The sequence below is a fragment of the Nonomuraea sp. NPDC051941 genome (assembly GCF_044593615.1).
Genome location: NZ_JBIUCF010000022.1, coordinates 97,890 through 119,751, shown reverse-complemented (window position 1 = coordinate 119,751; position 21,862 = coordinate 97,890). Strand labels below are relative to the sequence as shown.

Below are 21,862 nucleotides of genomic sequence, written 5' to 3'. Positions count from 1 at the left end.
CTCACCTACCGAGAGGGGCGACACTGATGAGACTCGCGGTCTTCGGCGCGACCGGCGGCATCGGCCTGCAGCTCCTGCGCCAGGCCCTCGGTCTCGGCCACGAGGTCACCGCCGTCGTACGCGACGCGTCCCGGCTGCCCGCCGAGCTGCGCGGGCGGCTGGACGTCGTCGAGGCCGACGTGATGAACCCCGACGCCATAGTCCCGGCGGTCAAGGGCTGTGGGGCCGTGCTGTCCGCGATGGGCACGCGCGATCGCGGCCCCACCACCGTCCACAGCGCCAGCACCACCTCGATCATCCAGGCCATGACCCAGGCGCAGGCCCGCCGCATGCTGCTCGTCAGCGCCAGCGGCCTGGTCGCCGACGCGGGCGACGGCTTTTTCACCCGGTACGTACTCAAGCCGCTCATCGTGCAACGCCTGCTCCGCCACTCCTACGCCGACCTGGCCCGGGCCGAGGAGCTGCTGCGCGCCTCCGACCTGGACTGGACCATCGTGCGCCCCTCCCGGCTGCTCGACACCGAGCGGCCCGGTCAGTACCGGACCGCACGGGACCTCAACATCAGAGGAGGGCTCAGCACCACCCGCGCCGACGTGGCCCACTGCATGCTCGGCCTCATCGACGACCCGTCGTCCGTCCGCCACGTCGTCTCGGTCGCCTCTCAGGGGCCGGCGGTGTAGTTGCGCAGCTCCGGCAGTGCCCATGCGACCGCGGCCACGGTCACCGTGGTGAGCAGCCCGCCGACGGCGATCACCGTCTGGTGATCGAGGATCGAGGTGGCGGCCCCGTGCAGCAGGTTCGCGAGGTGCGGGCCGCCGAAGAGGACGACGGTGAGCGAGCCCTGGATCCGGCCGCGCACGGAGTCGTGGGTGTGCGCCTGTGTGATGGCGTTGCGGAAGGTGCTCAGCACGAAGTTGACCGCGCCGCCGAGGACGAGCGCCACCAGGGCGAGCCACAGCTGGGCGGCCAGCCCGAGGAGCGCCACGGTGATGCCCCACGCCGCGGCGGCCGCCGCCATGAGCGCGCCGTGGCGTCGGGCCCGGGTGAACGTGCCCGACATCAGCCCGGCCGTGACCACCCCGGCCGGATAGGCGGCGTACAGCAGCCCCAGCTCCAGGCCGCCTCCCGCGGGCCCGCCGTAGGTCTGCTGGGCGAGCTCCGGGAACAGGGCCGTCGGCATGCCGAAGACCATCGCCGCGAGGTCCACCAGGAGCACCGCCACCAGCAGCCGGCTGGCCGCCAGATACCGGAACCCGGCCGCCGACCGGCGCTGCGCGGCCGGGTGGGGTTGGGGCGGCAGCGGCGGGAGCTTGACGACCGCCCACACGACGGCCAGCAGCGCGACGGCGTCGAACAGGTACAGCGCACCGAGCCCGACCAGCGGTATCAAGGCGCCGGCCAGCACCGGCCCGAGGATCGACCCGGCGTAGCGGGTCAGGGCGCTGAGGCTGTTGGCCGCCGGCAGGAGCTCGACCGGGACCAGGCGGGGCACCACGGCGCCCATCGTGGTCATGATCGCGGCGAAGGACAGTCCCTGGCAGGCGACCAGCACCATCAGGACGGGGACGAAACGTCCGCCCAGCACGGCCTGCGCCCAGAAGGCCACGTACGTGAGCGCCAGGCCGCAGTGGGCCGCCAGCAGCACCTTTCGCCGGTCCATGACATCGGCGAGCGCGCCCACCCCTAACGCCGCCACCACCAGCGCGACGAACGACACCGCCCCCGCCACGCCCACGGCCGCCGAGGAGCCGGTCACCGTGAACAGCTGCGCCGGCACGGCGACCACGCTGAACGAACCGGCGACGGCGCAAATCGCCGATGACACCCACAATCGCCGGTAGGCCGCGATGGCCAGCGGGCGGCGGTCGACGGTGTAGGCGCCGAGCGACCGGGCCGTTGAGGTGATCACTGTCCGGCCCCATCGGCGTCCAGGCTCACCACGTCGGCCACGACGCAGGCGATGTTGTCGGGGGCGCCGGCCGCGTACGCCAGCGCCACCAGCTCGTCGAGCACCTGCTGGGGGGCGCCGGGCCCGGTCAGCGCCGCGCGCAGCGCTCCGGCCGGGACGACGGTGGACAGCCCGTCGGAGCACAGCAGGTACCGGTCGCCGGCCGCGGCGGCGTGCAGCGACAGTTCCGGCCGGGCCCCGCCCGTTCCGGTCAGCGCTCGTGCGAGCAGCGCGCGCTGCGGATGCGAGGCCGCCTCCTCCACGGTAAGCCGGCCCTCGTCGACCAGCCCCTGCACATAGGTGTGGTCATGGGTGATCTGGAACAGCTCGCCGTCCCGCACCAGGTACGCCCGGGTGTCACCGATGTGCACCAGCGCCAGCCGCGACCCCGACCACAGCAGCGCGGTCAACGTGGTCACCGCCTCACCCGACGGCGTCGAGGCGGCGATCTCCCCGATGGCCCGGTCGGCTTCTCCGACCGCCTCGGCGAGCGCGCCGAGCAGGTCCTCGGCCGCTACGGCCAGCGTCTCCAGCGGTTTGAGCGCGTCGACGGCCGCCGCGCTCGCCAGGTCCCCGCCCGAGCCGCCGGCCCCGTCGGCCACCGCCAGCAACCGGGGGCCGGCGTAGGCGGTGTCCTGGTTGCTCGTACGCACCAGGCCCGACTCCGACCGGGCCGCGTAACGGATCCCCAGCATCGTCGCCGTCTCTTCCACGGTGCTTCCCCTCCCCGACAGATAGTCGACGAGGAACGTGGCCAGCTCTCCACGGGCGGCGGTCTCGGCCAGCACCTGCTCCCAGTAGCCGGCGATCTCCTCGGCCGCCGCGCCCGCCGGCAGGTCGCACACCCGCCGGATGCGTGCCAGCGGCATGCCCAGCCGCCGCAGCCAGGCGATCAACCGGGCCCGCTCCAGCTGTACCGGATCGTAGAACCGGTATCCGGACTCGCCGTCCACCGCGGCCGGTCGCAGCAACCCGAGCTGGTCGTAGAGCCGCAGGGCCTTCGGCGACAACCGCGCGGCCCGAGCGAACGCCCCGATCGTCAGCAGCCGCACCATTCCTCCTCGTCCCGGCCCCCGTGGCCGGTACCGACGATGCTGCGGCTTCACCCTAGGGGAAGGTCAACACCGCACTTTCCGGAAACCAGTTCCGCATGCACAGCACAGGCAAGTTGCCAAAACGGAACCACATTCCCTATCTTTATCGGAACGCGGTTCCGTTTAATCCAGGAGGAAACACAGTCATGCAGTACCGCACCTTGGGCCGTACCGGTGTGCAGGTCAGCTCCCTCGTGCTCGGCGCGATGAACTTCGGCAGGATCGGACGCACCACCCAGGACGACGCCACCGCCATCGTCGACGCCGCCCTCGAAGCCGGGATCAACCTCATCGACACCGCCGACATGTACAGCGACGGCGAGTCGGAAGAGATGGTCGGCAAGGCCATCGCCGGCCGCCGCGACGACATCGTGCTGGCCACGAAGGCGAGCCTGCCGATGGGCGAGGAGCGCAACCATCAGGGCGGCTCGCGCCGCTGGCTGGTCACCGAGCTGGACAACAGCCTGCGCCGCCTCGGCGTGGACCACGTCGATCTCTACCAGATCCACCGGTGGGACCCGACGACCAGCGACGAGGAGACACTGTCGGCCCTGACCGACCTGCAGCGCGCGGGGAAGATCCGCTACTTCGGCTCCTCGACCTTCCCCGCCCACCGCATCGTCCAGGCCCAATGGACCGCCCGCGAACACCACCTGAGCCGTTACGTCACCGAGCAGCCCAGCTACTCGATCCTGCAGCGCGGGATCGAGAGCCACGTCCTGCCCGTGACAGAGCAGTACGGGCTTGGCGTGCTGGTGTGGAGCCCGCTGGCCTCGGGCTGGCTGTCGGGCGCGATCCGGCAGGGCCGGGAGATCGCCACCAACCGCTCGGCGTTCATGCCGCGGCGCTTCGACACCTCCATCCCGTCCAACCGCACCAGGCTCGACGCGGTCGAGCGACTGGCGAAGGTCGCCGACGCGGCCGGGCTGACGATGATCCAGCTCGCGCTCGGTTTCGTGACCGCGCACCCGGCCGTGACCAGCGCGATCATCGGCCCCCGCACGCTGGACCACCTGCGCTCGCACCTCGCCGCCGCCGACACGGTGCTCTCCGCCGACGTGCTCGACGCCATCGACACGATCGTCTCGCCCGGCGTCGACCTGGCCCCGGAGGAGAAGTACGACACCCCGCCTTCCCTGCTCGACCCGTCACTACGCCGCCGCTGATCGCTCAGGCGGGCTCCCACCACACCAGATTGGCGGCCACCTGGGCCACCGGCTCGATGATCTCCCACGCCTCGGCGATCAGCCCGTCGTCCAACCGCCAGATGTCGACGACCGCGATCTCTGGCCCGGCACCGGGGAGCCGGCGTCGCGAGTACATCACGACATGATCACCCTCGGCCAGCACGTGATGGATCTCGACCTGCATGCCGGCGAGCGGGCCGAGCGCGGCGCGTACGGCGGCGAGCCATTCCGCCTTGGTCGACGAGGTCGGACCCGGCCGGTGATGGACGAAGTCCTCGCTCAGCAACGGCGCGAGCGCATCGACGTCGCCCGTCGCGACCAGCGCCGTCAGCGCCCGCTGGACGAGGCTCTTGTTGTCTGTGGTCAGGTTCTGCGTAGTCATGGCGGCAGTGTTTCGACCGTTGCCCACGGTTGTCGATGAACTCGCATTTCATGGCGCCCGGCGCCACGAGGAGTAGCATCGACGGGCATGTACACGGTCGGGGAGCTGTTGCGGCAGTGGCGGAATCGCCGGCGAATCAGCCAGCTCGATCTCGCGATCGCCGCCGACGTCTCGGCTCGTCACGTCAGCCTGGTGGAGACCGGCAAGTCCAACCCGAGCGCCGACATGATCCTCCGGCTCGCGGATCAGCTCGAGGTGCCGTTGCGTGAGCGCAACCGGCTGTTGCTGGCCGCCGGCTTCGCACCCCGCTACGTCGAGCGGCCGCTCGACGGGGACACGCTGTCGGCGGCCTGGGACGCGGTCGAGAGGGTGCTCCGCGCACACGAGCCGTACCCGGCGCTGGTCATCGACCGCCGGTGGAACATCGTGATGACCAATCGTGCTCTCGGCCCGTTCCTCGCGGACGTCGCCCCCGACCTGCTGCGGCCGCCGATCAACATGCTGCGCCTGGGACTGGACCCGCGCGGGCTCGCCCCTCGGATCGTCAATCTGGCCGAGATGCGCGTGGTGCTCCGTACCCGGATCGCGCGTCAGCTCGCCACCGCTCCCGACCCCGAGCTCACCGCGCTCTACGAGGAGCTGCTGGCGCCCGGCTCCGAGGACGCGGGCCACCCCGTCGAGTCCGAGGTCGTGATCCCGATGATCTTCAACTTCGGCGGGCGAGAACTGCGGCTGTTCTCGACCACCACGACGTTCGGCACCCCGATGGACATCACGCTGGACGAGGTCGCGATCGAGTCGTACTACCCGGAGGACGCGGAGAGCGCCGCCTACTTCAAGAACCTCGTCGCGCTTGACCTCAACCGCGGTTGAGATCCCAGAATTGCTGATCGCGGGCGGCGCGCCCGCCTGTTCTGGATCGCCTTTCATCCCAACCGTGGAGATTTGTCATGACCAAAATCGTCGTCATCGGCGCCACCGGCAAGCAGGGCGGCGCGGTCGCCGACCTGCTTCTGCAGCGCGGTCACGAGGTGGTGGCGTACGTGCGCTCGGAGGAGTCCCCGGCCGCGAAGGCGCTTTCTGCTCAGGGAGCGCGGCTCGCCGCCGGTGACCTCGCCGATCCCGACGCGCTCCAGCGGGCCTGTACGGGCGCCGACGCGGTTTTCGGCCTCTCGGTGCCGTTCGGCGAGGGCGGCAAGGACGAGGAGGTGGCGCAGGGACGCCTGCTCGTCGACACCGTCGCCCGCCTCGACGCCCACCTGGTGTATTCGTCCGTACGGGGTGGCGACCGGCTGGAGGCCACCAACGTCGACCACGCCGACAGCAAGCAGCTCATCGAGGCGTATTTACGCGAGCAGCCGGTGCGCGCGACGGTGCTCGGCCCGGTGTACTTCATGGAGAACGCGCTCAACCTCGGCTTCAGTAGGCTCGGCGACGGCATGCTCGCCAACCCGCTGACTCCCGGCAAGCCGCTCGACCAGGTGAGCGTCCTGGACATCGCCGGCATGGCCGTACACGCGATCGAGAACCCCGATGAGCTCGTCGGCGAGCGGATCGACATCGCCTCCGACCGCGTCACCGGGCAGGAGGCGGCCCGGATCCTGAGCGAGGTGCTGGGCCGGGAGATTCCGTACCGGCAACTGCCGCTGGACATGGTGCGGCAGTGGGCCGGCGAGGAGGTGGCCACGATGTTCGAGAGCTTCGAGAACAACACCGACTTCCTCGACATCGAGACCCTGCACGCCACGTACCCCGCCGTGCGATGGCACAGCTACGCCGAGTGGGCCAAGACGGTCGACTGGGACAGAGTCCTCGCAGGTCAGCTCCCCTGAGCGGGACCGGCTGACGGCTCATCCGGACGGTGTCGTGACGGTGGGTGCCTGCGGCGCGGACACCTCCGCGGGCCCGGACCTCACCAGCCACAGGCCGGTGAACACGGCGCCGGCCAGGGTGACGACGCCGGCCGCGATGAAGGCACTGTCGAGGCCGGCCTCGAAGGACGCGCCACCGGCCTCCCGGGTGCGGACGACGGCTCCGAGCACCGCCACGCCGAGCACCGCACCGATCTGCCGGGTGGTGCTGCTGATGCCCGACGCGAGGCCTCCCTCCTGCGGGCTGACCGCCTGGATGGCGGCGCCGGTCAGCGGGGACATGGTCAGGGCGAAACCGACGCCGACGATGGCCAGCCGCCACCACACGTTCCCGTAGCCGGTGTCCGCGTGCACGAAGCCCAGCGCCAGCAGCCCCAGCCCGGCCAGCGCCAGGCCGATGGTGACCACGATCCGGAAGCCGTACCTGGCCGCGAACCGGCCCGCCAACGGGCTGACGATCACCATGGCGAGCGAGGCGGGCAGGGTCTGCAGGCCGGCCAGCAGAACCGAACTGCCCTGAACGTACACGAAGAACTGGGAGAAGAAGAAGGACGAACCCATGAGCGCGAAACCCACCACGACCATCGCCGTGTTGGACACCGTGAACAGCCGCTGCCGGAACAGCCGCAGCGGCAGCATCGGCGTCGAACCACGTCCTTCGACGACGACGAAGACGGCCAGGATCGCCACCGCGGCGGCGAAGGTGCCCAGGATCACCGGCGAGGTCCAGCCACGGGAGCCGCCCTCGATCAGCCCGAAGGTCAGCGCCCCCACGCCCAGCACGGACAGGACGGTTCCCGGGAGGTCGATCGCCGGCGCGTCCGGATTGCGGGACTCGCTCAGGACGCGCATACCGACCAGCAGCAGGATCGCGCCGATGGGCACGTTGACGAGGAAGATGGCGGGCCAGCCGAAGGCGTCCACCAGGATGCCGCCGGCCAACGGTCCGGCGGCCAGGCCGATCCCGCTGAATCCGGCCCACAGCCCGATCGCCTTGACCCGTTCCTGCGGAACGGGATACGCGGCGGCGAGCAGGGCCAGCGAGGCGGGGCTCAGCGCCGCGGCCCCGATGCCCTGCACCACCCGGCCGGCGATGAGCCAGCCGATCGAGGGCGCGACGGAGCACACCACGGACGCGACGGTGAACACCACGACGCCGGCCAGGAACACCCGCCTGCGGCCGAAGCGGTCGGCGAAGACGCCGCCGGACAGCAACAGCATGGCGACCAGCAACACGTAGGCGTCGACGATCCATTGCAGGCCGGTCAGCTCGGTGTGCAGCCGCTGCTGCATGTCGGGCAGCGCCGCGCCGACGATCGTGCTGTCGAGCAGCACCATGAACTGGCCCAGGCAGGCCACTGCGAGTAACGCTGTCCGGTTCGTGCTTCCGTGTGCGGTCAAAGCTGCTCCCTCTCATGGGGCGGATGCTCTGGCACACCATAGTTCGATAATTCCGAAGTGTCGAAGCGTTGTATTGTGGGGGGCATGCGACCGCTACCCCAGCCGGCCCGCGAGTCGTTGACGCTCGCGCCAGTCCTCCACGCGCTCGGCGATCCGGTGCGCCTGGAGCTGGTACGGCGGGCCTGGGACAATCCCGAGTCGACCTGCTCCGCTCTCGCCGACGGCCTGGACGTGCCGCTGTCGACGCTGTCCAACCACTGGCGGATCCTGCGCGAGGCCGGGCTGATCACCATGACCGTCGACGGCCGGCACCGGCGGATCCGGCCGCGCGCCGACGATCTGAGCGACCGCTTCCCGGGCCTGCTCGACCCGATCCTGCGCCTCAGCGCGGCCGATCCGTCGGACGGCGGCCCGCAGTGAATAAGAGAGCAGGCCGAAAGTGAGAATGATTGAGCGTCCCGGGTGCCGTCCGCAGACCGCCGCCGGCGGGCCGCCCAGGATCCGCGGGCTGGAGGTCATCGTGAAGTCGCTGTCGCGGGGCCGGCCCGTGGCGGTGCCGGTCAAGCCTGGCGGGCGCACCGCCCGGCCCGAAACCCATCACCTGTCTCGTGACATTTACATCTGTCTGCCACGGGCCCTCACGAGGAGGATCGTTCGCGTAACCGCACCTCAAAGGGAGCAATCATGACCGTCTCACCCGTGGCCAAGACCGTCCGGATCGAGCGCACCTACGCGACCACGCCCGAGCACGTGTGGCGCCTGTGGACCACCGGTGCCGGCATCAAGTCCTGGTGGTCGCCCGACGGCTTCACGGTCGACGTCGGGAAACTGGACCTGCGGCCCGGCGGCGAGCTGATCTACACGATGACCGCGACCGCGCCCGAGCAGATCGCGTTCATGGAGGGCGCCGGGCTGCCGCTGAGCACCGAGTCGCGCAAGACCTTCGTCGAGGTGGACGAGCCTGCGCGGCTCTCCTACACCTCGCTGGCCGACTTCATCCCGGGGGTGGAGCCGTACGACTTCCTCACCGTGGTCGAGATCCAGTCCACCGGCGACGGCGTCCACGTCGTCATGACCATGGACGCGATGCACGACGAGGAGTGGACCCAGCGCCTGACGGCCGGCCGCGGCAACGAGCTGGACAACCTCGGCCGGGTCATCGACGCCGGACAAGCCTGATCCCCTCACGCTCGTGGTGCGCATCGTCTCTCCCTTGAACGGTCACGACACCGTTGCTCTCGCCCCCCGCCTGCGCCGCCGCACGATCGGAGCGGATCCAGGTCGCCGGCATGCCGGCCCGTCCAGGACTCCCACCCGCGCCGGATCCGGCACCCGGCCGCGGCCTCTACTCTGGTCAGCCAGGACGCGAGGACGGGCGGTGGGAGGATTGGCGGAGCTGTGGCGATCCGACCGCATCGTCCGGCTGGCGCCGGTCGGCGCGGTCGCCTGCAGTGCTCTGCTGCCGGTGGTGCAGGTGATGCTGGCGTTCGGCTACATGGGCAACGACACCCGCACGGGGCTGTGGAGCCTCGCGGCGGTGGTGACGTACCTGCCGCTGCACCTGCGCCACGTCTGGTACGCGGCGCACGCGCGGCGGCCACCGGCCGGCGTCTGGACGTTCGCCGTGATGGCCGTCGTCATCCTCGGCGTCACTCCCTTGGCCGGGAACATGTGGCCGCGGTCGTACGCGGCCCTGGTGGTGTCGGCGCTGCTGGTGCTGCCGGCGCCGTGGTCGTACATCGTGTACGTGACGGTGGCGGCCGCGGCGGCGCCGATCGCCTACGCGCTGGGGCTGCCGTGGACGACGGCGCCGTGGCTGCTGTTCTCGGTGCTGGGCGGGAGCGCGGCGCTGCTGCTGCTGGTCTGGCTCCCCGCCGCGCTGACGCGGCTGCGGGCGGCCAGGGAACTGCTTGCCCAGCAGGCGGTGGCACAGGAACGCCGCCGCCTCGACGACGATCTGCGCCGGAGCCTCGGCCGCGCGCTGGAGTCGATCGCGGCGCGCGGCGAACAGGCCGGGCGCAGGCTCGGGGGAGCCGCGCCCGAGGATCTGTCGGACGAGCTGGCCGCGCTCGCCGACGACTCCAGACGTACGCTCGCCGACGCCAGGCAGCGCGTACGCGGTTACCGTCAGCCGTCGTTGCGGGCCGAGCTGGAGACCGCCGCGACCCTGCTGGCCGCGGCCGGCATCGAGACCCGCCTCGAACTTCCACGCGGCGGCGTCCCCGACGCCATCGCCCCGCAGTCCCGGGCCGCGCTGCGTGCGACGGTCACCCGGCTGCTGCGCGCCGACGCCTTGCCCTCCTGCACGATCACGGTGGCCTCCACGGACGGCCGCCTACGGCTGGAGCTGCGCACCGGCGAGGCCACCGAGACGATCGAGATACCGGCATGACCGCGTCCATCCCGCCCCGCTGGGTGCTGCGGCACCCGCACTGGCCGCTGATCGCCCTGCACGTGCCGCTGGCCCTGCAGGTGCCGGTCTACACGATCCTCGGCATGGACGGCCCGCCCGGCAACCCGGTCGCCGCGATCCTGGGGGCCGCCGCGGCCGGCGCGATCCAGCTGCGGCACAGCCTCGCGGCGGCCCGGGGCGAGCGTCCCGCGGGCTGGCCCTGGAGCCTCGCGGCGCTGGTGCTGCTCGCGGACCTGCCGATCTGGTGGCTCGGCTCCAACTGGGAAGCCCTCGGGATCTTCGCGCTCGCCTCGATGATGACCTTGCTGCGCGGCGGGTGGGTGCTGGCGGCGGCCGCCACGCTGCAGTTGATGGCCAACGCCACGAGGGAGGTGCTGACGATGGTGCAGAGCCGGGGCACGATCTCGCAGGCCGTCCTCCTCGGCCTGTACGCGGTGGTCGTCACCGGCCTGTACGCCGCGGCTCTGGTCGGGGGCGCCCGGCTGGTCCGGCTGCTGAACGAGCTGGACGCCGCCCGTACCGAGCTGGCCGCGACCGCCGTCGGCGAGGAGCGGATCCGGGTCTCGCGCGACCTGCACGACCTACTCGGCCAGAGCCTGTCGGCGATCGCCCTCAAGGGCGACCTGGCGCTGCGGCTGCTCACCAGGGACGCCGTCGCCGCCCGCGCCGAGATCGAGAGCCTGACCGGCGTGGCCCGCGACGCGCTGCACGACGTACGGGCGATCACGCGGGACCAGCACGCCGTGTCGCTGCGTACGGAGATCGACGGGGCCGCGGCCCTGCTCGGCGCCGCAGGCGTGGAGACCCGGCTCGACGTGGCCGACCTGCGGTCGCTGCCCGGGTCCGCGCAGAGCGCCCTGGCCTGGGCCGTGAGAGAGGGCACCACGAACCTGCTGCGCCACAGCGAGGCCGGCTCCTGCACCATCACGCTTTCCCGGCAGCACGGGAGAATACGGCTGGAGATCGTCAACGACGGCGTCCGCGGCGCCGCCGGCCTTGGGAGCGGCTCCGGGCTCGCCGGGGTGGCCGAGCGGGCCGAAGCCGTGTCCGGCTCGTCCGAGGCCGGTGTCCGTGATGGCCGGTTCCGGCTGTCGGTCGAGGTTCCCGAGGAGGTCGCGTGATCCGCGTGCTGATCGCCGAGGACATGCACATGATCAGGTCCGCGCTGGTCGCGTTGCTGTCGCTGGAGGACGACATGGAGGTGGTCGCCGAGATCGAGCGCGGGGACGAGGTGCTGGACGCCGCGCTGCGGGTACGCCCCGACGTCGCGGTGCTGGACATCGACATGCCGGGCCTGGACGGGCTGTCGGCGGCCGAGCAACTGTCCGCGCGGCTTCCCGACTGCCGCACTCTCGTGCTCACCGGGCTCAGCCAGCCGGGTAACCTGCTGCGCGCGCTGAAGGTGCACGTCAAGGGCTTCATCGTGAAGGACGCCCCGGCGCAGACCCTCACGGACGGGATCAGGCGCATCGCGGCGGGGGAGCGGGTGATCGACCCCGAGCTCGTCGCCGCCGCTCTCGAGACCGGCAGCAGCCCGCTGACGGCCCGCGAGACCGAGGTGCTGCGCGCCGCGGCGAGCGGCAACCGCGTCGCCCAGATCGCCACCCAGCTCTCGCTCTCGCAGGCCACGGTGCGCAACTACCTGTCGAACGCGATCAGCAAGGCGGGCGGGCGCAACCGCATCGACGCCATCCGCATATCTCGCGACGCCGGCTGGCTCTAGACAGGTCAGTGCCCGGGCTGTCAGCGGTCGGGGGTGAGGAGGGGTTTGACGTCCACGATCGGGGTCGCGTCCAGGGCTTCGAGGTTGCGGACGTGGACGCGCGTGCCGTCGATGGCGAGGATGTGGACGACGTGCAGACCGATCGGGTTGGGACGGTCGGGCGCGCGGGTGGCGGAGACGCCGGAGAGCGGCCGGGTGGTGTCGCCGCGCGGGTGCACGCTGAGCGTCTCGAAGGGTCCTGGATCCTCTCACTCGGTCTCGGCCGCGGACGCTTGTTCGATGGGGAAGAAAACCGGGCTGAGCAGGTATTGCGCGCGATCCGGCGTCGGCTCGTTGGCCAGCAGGGGCAGGATCACGCGCCGCAGCTCGATGATCATCTTCTCCAGTTCGTCGCGGTTGAGCCAGACGGCGTGCTGCCGGTAGCCGACCAGGTCCGCGGCCGGCTCGGCGTTGTCGCGATCGAGGTAGGCGTTGAACTCGGCCACCAGCACGGCCATCGACGTGGCGAACACGCGCCGGTGGTCGTCGGGCGACAGCGCCGCCGCCGCGTCGGCGTCCACGACGACCCGGTCAAGGCGTAGCCGGTAGCGGCGTTCCACCGCGCCGCGCACGCGCCGCTCGTCGGCCACCTCCAGGATTCCGTTGGCCGCGAGCAGGTCGACGTGCCGGTAGATCATGGCCTTCGAGCTGTCGGGGATGCGGGCGCACAGTTGAGCGGTGGTGAGTTCGCGCCCTCCGCGCATCGCGTGCACGATCCGCAGCCGTACCGGATGCGCCAGCAGTTCCAGGGTGTCCACCTCGCAACGGTCTCATGCCGTGCCACCATTACACAAACACGAGAACGGTGGCTACCTCTAGTGCGGGAACGCCTTCGGCGGGCGGGGCGTCACCTCGTCGCGGAACGCCTCGATGACGGAGTGGACCTGGCGCATGAGCACGGTGTCCCGGAGCCGGTCCAGGTAGAGCGAGCGCCGGGCCAGCGCGTCGAGGTCCACGGCGAAGTAGATGGCCATCAGTGGATTGACGAACAGCTCGCTGCCCTTGGTCCTGTCGGTGAAGCGCACATCCCCGAACTCGCCGCGTACGGCCGCCGCGATCGAGCCGTTCACGATGCTCGGGTACGCCGGCAGCTCGGCCTGGGCGTGGGCGACGGCGTCGAGGTAGAGCGCGCCCGCCTTCGTGGACCTGGAGACGGAGAACGCGCCCAGGTAGGCGCCGTCGCGCTCCAGGGCTGCCAGGTTCTCCAGGACCTGCACGTGGTTGACGCCGTGATAGGCGTCCACCCCGAAGCCCAGGCAGGCCACGATCTTCTCGGGGACGTCGAGGGCGTGGGCGGCGGCCAGGCTCGTCATGTCGTCGGCCGGCGTGCCGAGACCGGCCTCGTCGCCGCGCATGAGGATGTCGGTGCCGCCGTCCACCAGGACGACCGCGTCCAGGTCGAGGTGCGCGGCGAGCTTGGCGTACGCGGCCCGCAGCGGGCGGACGCCGACCTTGGGGAAGGCGTACACGGTCGACGGCTGGCCGTGCATGGCCAGCCAGCGGGCCAGGCAGCCCTCGGGGAAGTACCAGTCGCGGGCCTCGGTGTCCGGGCGTATCTCCGCCACGTCCTCGAACAGCCAGACATTGAGGTCGAGGGCGTCGAGGTGGCTGAACGACAGGTTCGCCAGGTGCACCTCCTTGCCGGCCTCCCGGAGGGTCAGGGCGAGGGGTAACCCGGCGTACACGTCGGAACCTCCGCCTGCGCCGGCGACGAGGATCCGGCTGCAACGCTCAAGCCGGGCGGACAGGGGCGATCCGAACATGCATCACATCTTGCACTGTGGACAGCACGATCAGCGTCCCGTAATCGCTCGCGCTGCAGGCGTCGGCCCAGGGTTCGGGGCCGTTCATCAGCGGGCGCTGCGATCAATATGGCAGAGTGCGGGGCATGAAGCCCGATTTGCGCCTCGACGTTCCGGCGGACTTCGACGACTCCGATGCCGACTCGCAAGTCCATCCGATGGCCAGGTTGCTGTTCCCCGCACGGACCGCCGCGGAAGCGTTCGGCAAGGCCCAGGAGTGGGTGGGGGCTCACAACGTGTTTCTGGTGGACGTCTCGTGGGACTACGCGACCGGTGAAGCGGAACCGTACGTCCTGAGCATCTACTTCGTCTTCGAGGACGAATCCGAGCCGGCGTGAGCCACGGCCCGGCGCGGGCGGTGCCGGATCCGGCCGGTGCGGGCGGCCCGTCGTAGCCAGAAGGCCGTGGGTCCCAGGCAGACCAGCAGTGCGAGCAGGCTGGCCTCGGGGCCGAACGTTCCGCCGGTCAGCGGGGCCGGGCCGGACAGCGTGGCGTTCAGCAGGCCGTGGGGTGGCAGGTCCGACCCGGAGAGTACGACTCCGAAGATGCCCGCATGGGTGAAGTTCCAGGCGAAGTGAAGGCTGATCGGCAACCACAACGAGCGGCGGCCAGGCCGAACCCGACCGGCAGCGCGAGAATCGAGACGGGTGCGACGAGCTGGTTGATCCCGACGGCCGCCACCATCACGCCGAACATCGCGACCAGCAGCACGGGCAACCGGAACGCGCGGAGCCGGCGCCGGCCCATGGAGGAGGCGGCCTGTGACAGAGCCATGGCGGATCCTTCCGTTCGAGGTTCCGCAGTGATCCTGCGGCAGAAGGGAGGCTAGGGAACGGAGCGGGCCATGCCATCCCACCGGAAGGGACATTCGGGATAGCTCTCACGGGGGATGGGACGAGTTCAGGGTGCGGTCCGGGGGAGGGTGAGGGCCAGGATGGCTCCGCCGTGAGGGGCGTTGGCAGCGGTGAGGGTGCCGCCGTGCAGGCGCGCGTTCTCGGCGGCGATGGCCAGGCCCAGACCGCTGCCCTCGGTACGGGTACGGGCGGCGTCGCCTTTGGTGAACCGGTCGAAGACGTGGGGCAGAAGGTCGGCGGGGATGCCGGGCCCGTCGTCGGAGACGGTGACGACGATCCGGTCGGCACCGGACCGGACCTGGATGAGGACCGACACCGCCGGGCCGCCGTGCCGCAGCGCGTTGCCGACGAGGTTGGCGAGGATGACATCGACCCGGCGCGGGTCGAGGCGGACGCGCAGGCCCGGGGGGATGTCGGTGCGGACCCGATCGTGCCAGTGCCGCAGATCGAGCGTCTTGGCGATGAGCTCGCCCAGGTCGACCTCGTCGAGATTCAGTACGGCGGCGCCGGCGTCGAAGCGGGACACCTCGATCAGGTCCTCGACGAGGCGGGTGAGCTTGCGCGTCTCGTCGGAGACCAGCTGCAGCGCCTCGGCGGTGAGCGGCGCGAGGCGGCCGGAGGCGGCGTCGGCGTCGAGGACTCCGGTGACAGCGCTCATGGCCGCCAGCGGCGTACGCAGCTCGTGGGAGACGTCGGCGGCGAACCGACGCGCCCGCGCTTCCATGTCGCGCAGTGCGGCCGCGTCGGCCTGGAGCGTGGCCGCCATGGTGTTGAAGGTGCGGCCGAGGTCGGCGAGTTCGTCGTCGCCGGTGACGCTCACGCGGGTGTCCAGGCTGCCTCCCGCCATCTGTTCCGCGGCTGTGCGCAGCCGCCGTACCGGTCGCAGCAGTCTGCGCGCGGCCAGCAGCGCGGGGACGATGGAGGCCAGAGCGACGGGGAGGGCTCCGGCGCGGGCGGCGGCCGCCAGGCTGTCCACGTCCTGCTGCTGGGAGGCCAGGGAGAGGGAGGCGTAGACGACGAGCGGCGGGGAGCCGTGCGGGCGTGCGGCGGCGGTGACGGGAAGGGCCACGGCCAGCCAGGGCGTCCGGGCGTGGTGGAAGCGCTGGGCCAGCGCGGTGCGCGCCGAGGCCGCCTGGTGGCGCAGCTGCGCGGGCAGCGGCGGCACCTGCTTCCCGGCGGCGATGAGCGGGCCGCCACGATAGGACAGCGCGGTGTGCCGGCCCCGCGTGCCCATCGCCAGGTCCAGCTGCCGGGCCAGCTTGCGCAGATCCGCCTCGGCGGGGTCGGCGGGCAGGTCGGGCGTCCGGGAGGTGAGGTTGGCGCGTAGTTCCTGCAGGACGTCGGCCTGGGCGCGTTCGACGATCGCGGTGTGGCCCTGCCGGTAGGTGATCGTGGCGGCGGTCAGCGCGCTGATCGTGGAGACCAGGAGGAACACCAGGACCAGCTGGGCTCTCAGGCCGCGGGCGCGGGCGAGGCGGATCACAGCGGCCCGAACCGGTAACCGAAGCCGCGCACGGTCTGGATGTAGCGGGGGTTGCGAGGGTCGTTCTCGATCTTGGCTCGCAGCCGCATCACGCACGCGTCGACCAGCCGGTAGTCGCCGTGGAAGCTGTGCTCCCAGACCTGTTCCAGGAGTTGCTGGCGGCTGAAGGTCTGCTCGGGCGCGGCCGTCAGGAACAGCAGCAGCTTCAGCTCCGTCGGCGCCAGCGCGAGCTGCTCGCCGTGCTTGAGCACGCGCAGGGCGACCCGGTCGACGAACAGGTCGCCGTGGGTGGTGCGGGCCTGGTCGGAGGAGGCGGGCTGGGTGGTACGGCGCAGCACCGCGCGCATGCGGGCCTCGATGACCTCGCTGCTGGCCGGCTTGATCACGTAGTCGTCGGCGCCGGCTTCCAGGCCCACGACGACGTCCACGTCATCGTCGCGGGCTGACAGGATCACGATGGGCACCTGGCTGAAGGCGCGGATGCGGCGGCAGGTCTCCAGGCCGCTCATGCCGGGCAGCATGAGGTCGAGCAGGACGATGTCGGGCGCGCTCGCGATGAGTTCGGCCAGTCCTTCCTCGCCGGTCGAGACGACCAGGGTCTCGTGGCCCCTGTGGCGCAGGCCGAGGCTCACGCCGCGGCGTACGGCCGGGTCGTCTTCTATCACCAGGACGCGGGTCATGAGGAGGCTCCCTGGCGGGCCGGGACGGCCGACCCGCTCTCGTCGCACCTGACGGGCCAGGGCGGGCCCGGCATGCCGGGCTCGAACACCTCGATCACGGGGTCGTCGCCGACGTCCGGGGCCTCAGCGGCCGTACAGACCAGCTGGCTCACCGCAGCCGGGCGCAGGTCACGCACCAGCCACGGCAGATGCAGCTGTACGCGGCCCTTGGCCGTCCTGGCGCGGACCGGACGTGGCGCCGAGGGCAGTTGCGTGATCAGCCCCCGTGCCCGCTCGGCCGCCGTGGGGCCGTCGAGCAGCGCGTCCATGGCCTGTTGCACCCGGGCGGCGGCCGATGCCGGCCGGGAGACCGGCCAGGTGCCCTGGGGCGTGACGAAGTACACCCGCAGCGAACTACCGAGGTTTTCGGTCAGGCCGCCTTGGACCAAGTCACCGGCGGAGCGCACATCGGTGTCGCTGATTCCACAACCCGCCAGCGTCGCCGCGGCGACCAGGCCGGCCGCCACGTGGCATAAGACCCTCGGCATGTGTCCGTTCTCCCGTTTCCTGGCGCGAACCGTCCTGCCATGACTGGCTGAGCCTGCTCACGTCGACCGTCCCGGCGCCGGGCCGCGGCCGCGGTATCGCCGCCCACAGCCCCGCCGCCATGACCGCCGCGGCGGCCAGTGCCGCCCATCCGCGCCGCCCGCTGGCCCAGCCGGTGCGCAACCGTATCGGATCTTCGACGGTGGCCTTCGAGACTACCGCAGCCAGCAGTGACAGCCCGGCCGCGATGATCGTCCAGCCCCAGCCGCCGAACCCGGCCACCGGCCGGGGCAGCAGCAGGTAGACCGGCCAGTGCCACAGGTACAGGCTGTAGGACAGCTCGCCCAGCCGGCGCGGCACGGTGCTGCCGATCACCCGGCCCGCCAGGCCGTCCGGTGCGTGGGCCAGGAGCGCGATCAGCGCGGCGCCGGCCAGGGAGTGTGCGAACATCCCGCCCTGGAACAGGCCGGGGGCCTTTTCCCCGCCGGTCAACAGCCATGAGGTCAACAGTCCGCACAGCAGCAGGACGCAGAGCACGTCCACGGCGGTACGTGACAGGCCGGCCACCGCGTTCCGGATGGGCGCCGTGGCGGCGGCCGCGCCGAGGAGCAGGGAGAAGGCCCGGGTGTCGGTGCCCTCGTAGGCGCGGGTGGTGTCCACGGCCGCCCCGAGCCTGATCATGAGCAGAAGTGAGACGAGCGCGCCGGCCACCGCGACGAGCGCCACCCGCCGGTGCCCGCCGGGCCCTCTCCCGGCCACTGCCAGCATCAGAGGCCAGGCCAGGTAGAACTGCCATTCGACGCCGATGCTCCACAGGTGGGCGAACAGGCGGGTGCCGGAGGCGTTCCAGTAGCCGATCCGCTCCCCGATGTAGTGCCAGTTCACGCTCTGGGCGGCCACCCACGGCGCGTCCTGGAGGGCGTACCTCAGCAGGTCCGGCCTGGCGAACGCCCAGGCCAGCAGCAGTGTTGAGGTGACCATGAAGGTCAGCGCGGGCAGCAGACGGCGGGCCCTGCGCTCCCAGAAGGCCGCCAGGCGGAGACCGCCGTTCCTGCCGAGCTCCTCCAGCAGCAGGCCGGTGATCAGAAAGCCGGACAGGACGAAGAACAGATCGACGCCCAGGAACCCGCCGCGCAGGTGCCCGGCGTGAAACAGCAGGACCGCGGCGACAGCGAGCCCGCGCAGCCCGTCGAGCGCGCCGACATGCGCGCGACGCGGGGCCGACGTCGTCGGCCCCATCAGCCGCAGCCGAGTTTGGCGAAGCGCTCGTCACCGGTCCACGGCCCGGTGGCCCAGACGGCGGGGGCGGCCGGGGTGAAGCCGGCCAGTTCGCCGATCTGCTTGGCGAACCAGGTGGCGAAGGCCGCCGAGCCCTGCTGGCAGGAGTGGATGCCGTCCTTGGCACGCTGGGCCTTGGCGGCCGCGTAGTCGCTGCCCCACAGCGCGGAGGCATCCAGGTAGCGAACGTGCGTGGTCTTGGCGGCCATCGCCGGCGCGGTCTTGATGGCGTTCTCGTGGGGCTTGTAGAAATCGTCGATCTTGAACGGCGGCGCGGACACCAGCACGAGTTCGGCACCCGCGTCCGCGGCCGTTCGGGAGAGCTTCTGGTAGGCCGCCAGCTGTTGGCGGGCGGTGCCCCAGTCGTAGGTGGTGATCTGGTAGGCGATCACCGTCGGCCGGAAGGAGGCGAGGTTCTGCTTCAGCGTCTTCCAGGTGTCCCTGGCCCCCATGGCCGTCACCTCGTGGTCACCGGCGACGACGTTGCCGCCGCCGTCGGACGTGGCGTTCTTGAACGCCACGCCCGCGGCCTTCAACGCCGCCTCCAGCGCCGGGGCCTGCGCTCCCGCGATGGAGTCACCCATCCAGAGCACCTTGACGCCGGTGGCGGTCTGCTGGGTCGCCGCGCCGGGGGAGGTCGCGGACGCGCCGCAACCCGCGAGTGTGAGCCCGGTCGCGACAGCCAGGATCAGGCCGGTGTACCCGTGGTGGAACCGGCGAGAGAGGTTCGTCGATCGCATGGCCAGCAGGCAATCAGACGAATTCGGAGCCCAGCCGGGTTGTCATCGTTTCATCACACGATGCGGGATCGGCCGTCACGAATGCCGGGCGGGCGCGCCAAAGGTGTCGCTGTCGTCAAGCGGCCGGCTCACACCGCCGGTGGGACCCAGGGTTGAAGGGTCTCCGGGTCGAACGGCATCGAGATGTGTTCGTGCGTGATCAGCCACTTGCCGCTGGTCCGGCGGCAGCAGACCGTCGATCGTACCCACATCACGCGATCAGACCCGTCCTTCAGGGTTCCGCTGTCCAGGTGGAGCATGTGCGCGAACGCGACGTCTCCGCTGATGGCGATGTTGAGTTCGTGCGTTTCCAGGCCGATGGGGCCGTCATATTCGTCGAACCACCGCACGAAATTGCGGCTGACTTCGTCGGACCCCGCGAACTGGAGCGGGGGAACGACATCGTAATAAACGATGTCGGGAGAATAGTGGGACATGAGCCGGTCAATGTCCTTTGCCTGGCAGGCATCGACTCGACCTTCCAGGAAGGCCAGAAATTCGGCATCGTTCGTAGTCATTGCATCCTCCGTTCAAGGAATGTGTGGTGTCAGGCGGCGCGGCCGGCCTTGAGTGAGGCGGCGGTGTCGACGATTCGGCGGGCCTGATAGCGGGCCGCGTCCAAGGGCACGTCGCCGGGTGCGCCGTCGCCGGCCACGTGGGAGGTGCCGTACGGGTTGCCTGACTGGAACTGGATGGGGTCGGTGTAGCCGGGAGGCACGATGATGCCGCCCCAGTGGTAGAACGTGTTCCCCAGCGCCAGGATGGTGGATTCCTGCCCGCCATGGGCGGTGTTGGAGGCGGTGAAAGCCGAGTACACCTTGTTGGCGAGCAGGCCCTGGAACCACAGGGGCCCGGTGGTGTCGATGAACGCCCTGAGCTGGCTGGCCGGGTTGCCGAAGCGGGTGGGGGTACCGAACAGCACCGCGTCGGCCCAGTCCAGGTCGTCGAGGCCGGCCTGGACGACGTCGGCGGTGTCCTGAATGTGCTGGCCCCAGGCCGGATTGGCGCTGATCGCCTCCGGCGGAGCCGTTTCGGCAACCTTGCGCAGTCGCACATTGGCACCGGCCTTTTCCGCGCCTTCGGCGGCGGCTCGCGCCAAGGCATGCACGGTGCCGGTGGCACTGTAGTAAATGATCGCGAGGTTGACGGGTTCCATGGTCAGTTTCCTTTCGCAATGTTCGTCTCAGGAGTTTGACGACAGAGCCGTGCGAAATGTCAGGCGGACGTCTTTGCCGAGCGCTTCGCGTGCGGGTTCATCGCCGCGCGCGTCAGGCCGTCCAGGGCCGGAGCTTGTTGGGGTTGCGTACGGCCCACAGGTGCTTGATCCGCTCGCCTGCGACGTCGAACGCCATGACCACCACGGTCTCCCCGTCCTGCTGGGCCGCCAGGCCGGGCTGACCGTTGACCGTACGCTCCAGGAACACGAGGTCGGGTGCCAGGCCGGCGACCTCGACCAGGTAGCGCGCGATCCGCTCGGCGCCCTCGACCGGCTCCAGCATGGCGGTGACCAGGCCGCCGCCGTCGGCGATCGCCGTGGCGTCGGGGTCGAGGAGGTCGACGAGGGCTCTGATGTCCTTGGCCTCCCATGCCTGCTTGAAGTCCCTGACGACGTCGGCCTGCCGGGCCTCCGACGTCACGGGCGTCTGTGACTCGCGGATGCGGCGGCGCGCGGAGGACGCGAGCTGGCGGCAGGCCGCCGGGGTACGGCCGACGACCTCGGCCACTTCGGCGAAGGAGTAGCGGAAGATGTCGTGCAGGACGAACGCGACGCGCTCGGCCGGGGTCATCGCTTCGAGCACCACGAGGAACGCCATGGTGACCGACTCGTCGAGGGTGATCCGGTCGGCGGGGTCGCCCGGCCGCGCGCCGGTCCACTCCGTACGGTCGGGCAGCGGCTCGGGAACCCATTCGCCCACGTAGCTCTCGCGGCGGACCCGGGCCGAGCCGAGCAGGTCCAGGCAGATGCGGCCGGCGACCTTGGTCAGCCAGGCGCCGGGGCTCTCGATGGCCTCCTGCTGCCGCGGGGTCATGGCGTACCAGCGGGTGTAGGTCTCTTGCACGACGTCCTCGGCGTCGGCCAGCGAGCCGAGCAGCCGGTAGGCGAGATTGATCAGCCGACGCCGCTCGCTCATGATCGCGCTCAGGCTCGGATCGCGCCGGTTGTCTCCTGGCTCTGATCGGGTGGTCATGATATGTCGTCTTTCCTTGTCGCAATCGCTCTCACCACTACGACGAGACAGCGCCGTGGAATGTGAGGTCTCGCCTGACATTCCACGGCGCGGTGGTGATCACGGCTCTCAGCGGTGCTACATGATCCAGCCCCAGGGGGACCATCGCGCTCGGGATCAACCGAGGCTCGGTGGGTGAGGAGATCACGGGCGAGGTCGTCCAGGGGTGTCGCCG

General features: G+C 70.9%; 26 protein-coding genes. 10 read left to right on the top strand and 16 right to left on the bottom strand.

The features are described from left to right. The first annotated feature begins 26 nt into the window (after positions 1-26). Complete coding sequence (locus ACIHFD_RS33400) at positions 27-680, top strand: NAD(P)-dependent oxidoreductase (protein WP_397370287.1); 654 nt, start codon at positions 27-29, stop codon at positions 678-680. Here the strand turns inward: ACIHFD_RS33400 and ACIHFD_RS33395 are convergent. Further along, the gene (locus tag ACIHFD_RS33395) at positions 662-1,909 is read right to left on the bottom strand and encodes an MFS transporter (protein ID WP_397370286.1); all 1,248 of its coding nucleotides are present in this window, start codon (positions 1,907-1,909) and stop codon (positions 662-664) included. The genes ACIHFD_RS33400 and ACIHFD_RS33395 overlap by 19 nt on opposite strands. Further along, positions 1,906-3,003: a MerR family transcriptional regulator gene (locus ACIHFD_RS33390; protein ID WP_397370285.1), complete on the bottom strand. Its 1,098-nt coding sequence runs from the start codon at positions 3,001-3,003 to the stop codon at positions 1,906-1,908. The genes ACIHFD_RS33395 and ACIHFD_RS33390 overlap by 4 nt, the downstream gene beginning before the upstream one ends. A 185-nt stretch (positions 3,004-3,188) precedes the next feature. Here ACIHFD_RS33390 and ACIHFD_RS33385 point away from each other — a divergent pair, with 185 nt between their 5' ends. Beyond that, positions 3,189-4,208: an aldo/keto reductase gene (locus ACIHFD_RS33385; RefSeq protein ID WP_397370284.1), complete on the top strand. Its 1,020-nt coding sequence runs from the start codon at positions 3,189-3,191 to the stop codon at positions 4,206-4,208. Positions 4,209-4,212: 4 nt separating this feature from the next. Here ACIHFD_RS33385 and ACIHFD_RS33380 read toward each other — a convergent pair whose 3' ends face one another. Beyond that, positions 4,213-4,611 (bottom strand): nuclear transport factor 2 family protein, encoded by a 399-nt coding sequence (locus ACIHFD_RS33380; protein WP_397370283.1) that lies wholly within the window; start codon positions 4,609-4,611, stop codon positions 4,213-4,215. Positions 4,612-4,698: 87 nt separating this feature from the next. Between ACIHFD_RS33380 and ACIHFD_RS33375 the strand changes: the two genes are divergently transcribed. After that, entirely contained in the window at positions 4,699-5,484 is a 786-nt protein-coding gene (locus ACIHFD_RS33375; RefSeq protein ID WP_397370282.1) for a helix-turn-helix domain-containing protein, read from the top strand. 77 nt (positions 5,485-5,561) lie between these two features. Beyond that, positions 5,562-6,443, top strand: a complete 882-nt coding sequence (locus tag ACIHFD_RS33370) for an NmrA/HSCARG family protein (RefSeq protein WP_397370281.1) — start codon at positions 5,562-5,564, stop codon at positions 6,441-6,443. 18 nt (positions 6,444-6,461) lie between these two features. On the opposite strand, the gene ACIHFD_RS33365 is transcribed toward ACIHFD_RS33370, so the two are convergent. After that, the gene (locus tag ACIHFD_RS33365; RefSeq protein ID WP_397370280.1) at positions 6,462-7,883 is read right to left on the bottom strand and encodes a DHA2 family efflux MFS transporter permease subunit; all 1,422 of its coding nucleotides are present in this window, start codon (positions 7,881-7,883) and stop codon (positions 6,462-6,464) included. Positions 7,884-7,967: 84 nt separating this feature from the next. On the opposite strand from ACIHFD_RS33365, the gene ACIHFD_RS33360 reads away from it, so the two are divergent. From ACIHFD_RS33360 to ACIHFD_RS33340, 5 genes are all read left to right on the top strand, one after another. Continuing rightward, the gene (locus ACIHFD_RS33360; RefSeq protein ID WP_350730520.1) at positions 7,968-8,303 is read left to right on the top strand and encodes a helix-turn-helix transcriptional regulator; all 336 of its coding nucleotides are present in this window, start codon (positions 7,968-7,970) and stop codon (positions 8,301-8,303) included. Between the two features lie 264 nt (positions 8,304-8,567). Continuing rightward, a complete protein-coding gene (locus ACIHFD_RS33355; RefSeq protein ID WP_397370279.1) occupies positions 8,568-9,062 on the top strand; it encodes an SRPBCC domain-containing protein in 495 nt (164 codons plus the stop codon). A 199-nt stretch (positions 9,063-9,261) separates the two neighbouring features. Continuing rightward, positions 9,262-10,275 carry a hypothetical protein gene (locus ACIHFD_RS33350; protein WP_397370278.1) on the top strand — a complete coding sequence of 338 codons (1,014 nt, stop codon included), beginning with the start codon at positions 9,262-9,264 and terminating at the stop codon, positions 10,273-10,275. Further along, positions 10,272-11,417 carry a sensor histidine kinase gene (locus ACIHFD_RS33345; RefSeq protein ID WP_397370276.1) on the top strand — a complete coding sequence of 382 codons (1,146 nt, stop codon included), beginning with the start codon at positions 10,272-10,274 and terminating at the stop codon, positions 11,415-11,417. The genes ACIHFD_RS33350 and ACIHFD_RS33345 overlap by 4 nt, the downstream gene beginning before the upstream one ends. Next, positions 11,414-12,019 carry a DNA-binding response regulator gene (locus ACIHFD_RS33340; RefSeq protein WP_397370275.1) on the top strand — a complete coding sequence of 202 codons (606 nt, stop codon included), beginning with the start codon at positions 11,414-11,416 and terminating at the stop codon, positions 12,017-12,019. The genes ACIHFD_RS33345 and ACIHFD_RS33340 overlap by 4 nt, the downstream gene beginning before the upstream one ends. A gap of 20 nt (positions 12,020-12,039) precedes the next feature. Here the strand turns inward: ACIHFD_RS33340 and ACIHFD_RS33335 are convergent, their stop codons facing one another. From ACIHFD_RS33335 to ACIHFD_RS33325, 3 genes are read right to left on the bottom strand one after another with little or no spacing between them, the layout of a single operon-like run. Continuing rightward, positions 12,040-12,237, bottom strand: a complete 198-nt coding sequence (locus tag ACIHFD_RS33335) for a TrmO family methyltransferase (RefSeq protein ID WP_397370274.1) — start codon at positions 12,235-12,237, stop codon at positions 12,040-12,042. A 30-nt stretch (positions 12,238-12,267) separates the two neighbouring features. Continuing rightward, positions 12,268-12,816 carry a helix-turn-helix domain-containing protein gene (locus ACIHFD_RS33330; RefSeq protein ID WP_350730510.1) on the bottom strand — a complete coding sequence of 183 codons (549 nt, stop codon included), beginning with the start codon at positions 12,814-12,816 and terminating at the stop codon, positions 12,268-12,270. Positions 12,817-12,873: 57 nt separating this feature from the next. After that, positions 12,874-13,821 (bottom strand): DUF1152 domain-containing protein, encoded by a 948-nt coding sequence (locus tag ACIHFD_RS33325; protein WP_397370273.1) that lies wholly within the window; start codon positions 13,819-13,821, stop codon positions 12,874-12,876. A gap of 125 nt (positions 13,822-13,946) precedes the next feature. Between ACIHFD_RS33325 and ACIHFD_RS33320 the strand changes: the two genes are divergently transcribed. After that, a complete protein-coding gene (locus ACIHFD_RS33320) occupies positions 13,947-14,198 on the top strand; it encodes a hypothetical protein (protein WP_355196388.1) in 252 nt (83 codons plus the stop codon). Here ACIHFD_RS33320 and ACIHFD_RS33315 read toward each other — a convergent pair. The 9 genes from ACIHFD_RS33315 to sigJ all read right to left on the bottom strand — a co-directional run bounded on the left by ACIHFD_RS33315 (position 14,162) and on the right by sigJ (position 21,648). Continuing rightward, a complete protein-coding gene (locus ACIHFD_RS33315; protein ID WP_397370272.1) occupies positions 14,162-14,452 on the bottom strand; it encodes a hypothetical protein in 291 nt (96 codons plus the stop codon). The genes ACIHFD_RS33320 and ACIHFD_RS33315 overlap by 37 nt on opposite strands. A 308-nt stretch (positions 14,453-14,760) precedes the next feature. Next, positions 14,761-16,197: an ATP-binding protein gene (locus ACIHFD_RS33310; RefSeq protein ID WP_397370271.1), complete on the bottom strand. Its 1,437-nt coding sequence runs from the start codon at positions 16,195-16,197 to the stop codon at positions 14,761-14,763. After that, complete coding sequence (locus ACIHFD_RS33305) at positions 16,194-16,877, bottom strand: response regulator transcription factor (protein ID WP_397370270.1); 684 nt, start codon at positions 16,875-16,877, stop codon at positions 16,194-16,196. Before ACIHFD_RS33305 ends, ACIHFD_RS33310 begins: the two co-directional genes overlap by 4 nt. After that, positions 16,874-17,260: a hypothetical protein gene (locus ACIHFD_RS33300; protein ID WP_397370269.1), complete on the bottom strand. Its 387-nt coding sequence runs from the start codon at positions 17,258-17,260 to the stop codon at positions 16,874-16,876. Before ACIHFD_RS33300 ends, ACIHFD_RS33305 begins: the two co-directional genes overlap by 4 nt. Positions 17,261-17,306: 46 nt before the next feature. Beyond that, positions 17,307-18,641 (bottom strand): acyltransferase family protein, encoded by a 1,335-nt coding sequence (locus tag ACIHFD_RS33295; RefSeq protein ID WP_397370268.1) that lies wholly within the window; start codon positions 18,639-18,641, stop codon positions 17,307-17,309. Then, positions 18,641-19,420, bottom strand: coding sequence for an SGNH hydrolase domain-containing protein (locus ACIHFD_RS33290; RefSeq protein WP_397370267.1), 780 nt, complete (start codon positions 19,418-19,420; stop codon positions 18,641-18,643). The genes ACIHFD_RS33295 and ACIHFD_RS33290 overlap by 1 nt, the downstream gene beginning before the upstream one ends. A gap of 128 nt (positions 19,421-19,548) precedes the next feature. After that, positions 19,549-19,977: a YybH family protein gene (locus ACIHFD_RS33285; RefSeq protein ID WP_397370266.1), complete on the bottom strand. Its 429-nt coding sequence runs from the start codon at positions 19,975-19,977 to the stop codon at positions 19,549-19,551. Positions 19,978-20,006: 29 nt separating this feature from the next. After that, positions 20,007-20,615, bottom strand: coding sequence for an NAD(P)H:quinone oxidoreductase (wrbA, locus tag ACIHFD_RS33280; protein WP_397370264.1), 609 nt, complete (start codon positions 20,613-20,615; stop codon positions 20,007-20,009). 112 nt (positions 20,616-20,727) lie between these two features. Continuing rightward, positions 20,728-21,648 (bottom strand): RNA polymerase sigma factor SigJ, encoded by a 921-nt coding sequence (gene sigJ / locus ACIHFD_RS33275; protein WP_397370263.1) that lies wholly within the window; start codon positions 21,646-21,648, stop codon positions 20,728-20,730. Positions 21,649-21,862 lie beyond the last annotated feature (214 nt).

Coding starts and splice junctions, on each gene's coding strand:
- ACIHFD_RS33400 (WP_397370287.1), top strand. CDS start 27: ATGAGACTCGCGGTCTTCGGCGCGACCGGCGGCATCGGCCTGCAGCTC.
- ACIHFD_RS33390 (WP_397370285.1), bottom strand. CDS start 3,003: ATGGTGCGGCTGCTGACGATCGGGGCGTTCGCTCGGGCCGCGCGGTTG.
- ACIHFD_RS33385 (WP_397370284.1), top strand. CDS start 3,189: ATGCAGTACCGCACCTTGGGCCGTACCGGTGTGCAGGTCAGCTCCCTC.
- ACIHFD_RS33380 (WP_397370283.1), bottom strand. CDS start 4,611: ATGACTACGCAGAACCTGACCACAGACAACAAGAGCCTCGTCCAGCGG.
- ACIHFD_RS33375 (WP_397370282.1), top strand. CDS start 4,699: ATGTACACGGTCGGGGAGCTGTTGCGGCAGTGGCGGAATCGCCGGCGA.
- ACIHFD_RS33370 (WP_397370281.1), top strand. CDS start 5,562: ATGACCAAAATCGTCGTCATCGGCGCCACCGGCAAGCAGGGCGGCGCG.
- ACIHFD_RS33360 (WP_350730520.1), top strand. CDS start 7,968: ATGCGACCGCTACCCCAGCCGGCCCGCGAGTCGTTGACGCTCGCGCCA.
- ACIHFD_RS33355 (WP_397370279.1), top strand. CDS start 8,568: ATGACCGTCTCACCCGTGGCCAAGACCGTCCGGATCGAGCGCACCTAC.
- ACIHFD_RS33345 (WP_397370276.1), top strand. CDS start 10,272: ATGACCGCGTCCATCCCGCCCCGCTGGGTGCTGCGGCACCCGCACTGG.
- ACIHFD_RS33325 (WP_397370273.1), bottom strand. CDS start 13,821: ATGTTCGGATCGCCCCTGTCCGCCCGGCTTGAGCGTTGCAGCCGGATC.
- ACIHFD_RS33320 (WP_355196388.1), top strand. CDS start 13,947: ATGAAGCCCGATTTGCGCCTCGACGTTCCGGCGGACTTCGACGACTCC.
- ACIHFD_RS33305 (WP_397370270.1), bottom strand. CDS start 16,877: ATGACCCGCGTCCTGGTGATAGAAGACGACCCGGCCGTACGCCGCGGC.
- ACIHFD_RS33295 (WP_397370268.1), bottom strand. CDS start 18,641: ATGGGGCCGACGACGTCGGCCCCGCGTCGCGCGCATGTCGGCGCGCTC.
- ACIHFD_RS33290 (WP_397370267.1), bottom strand. CDS start 19,420: ATGCGATCGACGAACCTCTCTCGCCGGTTCCACCACGGGTACACCGGC.
- ACIHFD_RS33285 (WP_397370266.1), bottom strand. CDS start 19,977: ATGACTACGAACGATGCCGAATTTCTGGCCTTCCTGGAAGGTCGAGTC.
- wrbA (WP_397370264.1), bottom strand. CDS start 20,615: ATGGAACCCGTCAACCTCGCGATCATTTACTACAGTGCCACCGGCACC.
- sigJ (WP_397370263.1), bottom strand. CDS start 21,648: ATGACCACCCGATCAGAGCCAGGAGACAACCGGCGCGATCCGAGCCTG.